Annotated in this window: 3 protein-coding genes and 3 pseudogenes; all 6 read left to right on the forward strand. The window is 40.5% G+C overall.

What is annotated here, in order from left to right; genetic code table 11:
- Positions 1-178 (forward strand): annotated as a pseudogene (locus AB4653_RS12625) (MBL fold metallo-hydrolase); the annotation flags it as partial.
- Positions 179-297: 119 nt separating this feature from the next.
- Complete coding sequence (locus tag AB4653_RS12630) at positions 298-447, forward strand: hypothetical protein (protein ID WP_181360435.1); 150 nt, start codon at positions 298-300, stop codon at positions 445-447.
- Positions 448-552: 105 nt separating this feature from the next.
- Positions 553-995: pseudogene (locus tag AB4653_RS12635) on the forward strand (hypothetical protein).
- A 90-nt stretch (positions 996-1,085) separates the two neighbouring features.
- Positions 1,086-1,319: a hypothetical protein gene (locus tag AB4653_RS12640; protein WP_017077144.1), complete on the forward strand. Its 234-nt coding sequence runs from the start codon at positions 1,086-1,088 to the stop codon at positions 1,317-1,319.
- 74 nt (positions 1,320-1,393) lie between these two features.
- Positions 1,394-1,861: a cold shock domain-containing protein gene (locus AB4653_RS12645; RefSeq protein ID WP_017081025.1), complete on the forward strand. Its 468-nt coding sequence runs from the start codon at positions 1,394-1,396 to the stop codon at positions 1,859-1,861.
- A gap of 46 nt (positions 1,862-1,907) precedes the next feature.
- Positions 1,908-2,012, forward strand: a pseudogene (locus AB4653_RS12650) (GNAT family N-acetyltransferase); the annotation flags it as partial.

A 2,012-nucleotide genomic window follows, 5' to 3' on the forward strand; every position in this document is an offset into this window, starting at 1 on the left:
GTCTAACCATCCTCATAAGAATCATCTATTCGCTAATCGTGAGAAGCAAAATGCCGATGGTTTGAATAACCCGTTCATTAGCGAAAGTAACTTCTTTAGCTTTTTAGACCAGCAAGAAGCCTTAGCGAAAGAGAAACTCAGTGAAGCACAACAGAGGAATAAATCGAAAAGTTCATAGTAGACGCTCGCTTAAGTATAGATACGGCTAACGCGAGCCATTCGCAGTTTATACTTGTTGGGGAATGAAGAGGTCGCAGCTCGCTTATGTGACTTTCTAGTATCAGCGGCGAGCGAGACATGCTTGGTGTCGGAGAAAACCGTTCAGTATTGGCGCAATGCCTTGGAAGGTTAGGGTTTTTCTATGTAGAGCTTCCGGCACTGCACACAATTGATTCTCAATGCGCGGCATTTTCGTTCAATGCCGCTTTCTCTATATTCAACATTTGAATGCAATTTGTGGAATATATCAAAATTAATTAAATTGATAGTAAGTTATTACTTTTCATTATGTTAGGGTTCTTTTCTTTAGGTCATCTGATTAGGAAGAGGATAATGAAAAAGGGATTTGTGATAGCGATGTCAATCGGCTTTGTTGTCTTCTCCCTTGTTGGTCGTGCTCTTCAGTGGTTCGGGTCTAGTAATTCCGAGTTGTTTCCTAAACTTCCTGATATTCCCCAATTTGTTCCTTCTACCGATTTCGACGGTGAGTGGCTAGGCCGTCGCATTAACACCACTGGCAATAATATATGTGAACGCACAACTATTACCGGAACCATTCGTGAGGGCAAGGCAACCCTAAGGCTTACCTACAACGGAACACCGTTAGAGGGCTGGATTACTGTGAAAGCGGCGACTTACGTTTATATGCCAAACATCGCCGATGGGATTATCGTTTTTCAGCACATGGAAGTAGCAATAGATTTGACGGCCCTTGGCACTTAACCAATGGCCCGTGCCAAGGGAGTTGGTTTATAGAAAAGGTCGATGGCAAGTAGGGCCGTCAACTTATTATATACTTGGAATAACTTAAACAATATCCACACGCATGTGTACGATTTAGTTTAAAGATATAGATAGGAAAACCCATGAGGATTGTGATTTTTATCGTTACAGTGATTTTAGTTAAATCAATTGAAGCAAAGTTTGGGCACACCTATAACATCTTTTCAGATCCACTTGATATCAAGTTAGCTGCTCTCGATTTTGTCTTGTGGGTTTCAGTCTACTTTGGTTTATCTTTTGTTTATGAGAAGGGCAAAGGTATCCTGACTAAAATGGGTAAAGTTAAGAGTCCATCGAGTAATTTGCCCCCACATTAAGCTGTCATAATGTAATCTGCATATTGTTGGTGATATGAGTCAAGAGTTGAAAGCGGTTTGAAGAAGGGATAGCTATGAATGGAAAAATTGTTCGCTGGGTTGATGAGAGAGGTTTTGGCTTCATCAATTCAGATGAATTAGAGGGAGATGTTTTTGTTCATATATCGAAGTTTACGGACGGTTATCGTCGTCCTCAAGTTGGGGATGAAGTTGAATTTCAATTATCGAATAGTGGCTCTAAACTCAGCGCTTCGAGTGCTCAACTAGTTGGTATAGAAACATCCAAATCTAACCCTCTTTCAATTATTTTGTCTGCACTTTTCGTCGGGCTTATTGGCGCAGGTTTGTATCTTTTGGTATTGGAGCCTAAGTTAAATCCTGCATATGAGAATATGGGATTTAGTTGCCAAGGTAAAACGCATTGTAGTGAGATGCTATCTTGCGATGAAGCAAAGTTTTATTTGGCAAACTGTCCCAATGTGAAAATAGATGGTGATCGTGATGGTATTCCTTGCGAGAGTCAGTTCTGCAGTCACTATTGATGCCTGTTTACTAGTCATTCAAAATAGACAACTAAAAGGACATTACATGGAAATCAGAGTAGGGACATTACCTGATATTGCAGGCATCACCGATATCTTCAACTTTTATATTGAACATACCAATGCGCGGTTTGAAGAAGAGAAGTTGTCG

This window comes from Vibrio sp. 10N.222.48.A3 (assembly GCF_041475345.1).
GTDB classification, from domain to species: Bacteria; Pseudomonadota; Gammaproteobacteria; order Enterobacterales; family Vibrionaceae; genus Vibrio; species Vibrio tasmaniensis_A.

What these genes read in the sequence shown, in the direction of transcription:
- AB4653_RS12640 (WP_017077144.1), top strand. Translation starts at nt 1,086, where the DNA reads ATGAGGATTGTGATTTTTATCGTTACAGTGATTTTAGTTAAATCAATT.
- AB4653_RS12630 (WP_181360435.1), top strand. Translation starts at nt 298, where the DNA reads ATGCTTGGTGTCGGAGAAAACCGTTCAGTATTGGCGCAATGCCTTGGA.
- AB4653_RS12645 (WP_017081025.1), top strand. Translation starts at nt 1,394, where the DNA reads ATGAATGGAAAAATTGTTCGCTGGGTTGATGAGAGAGGTTTTGGCTTC.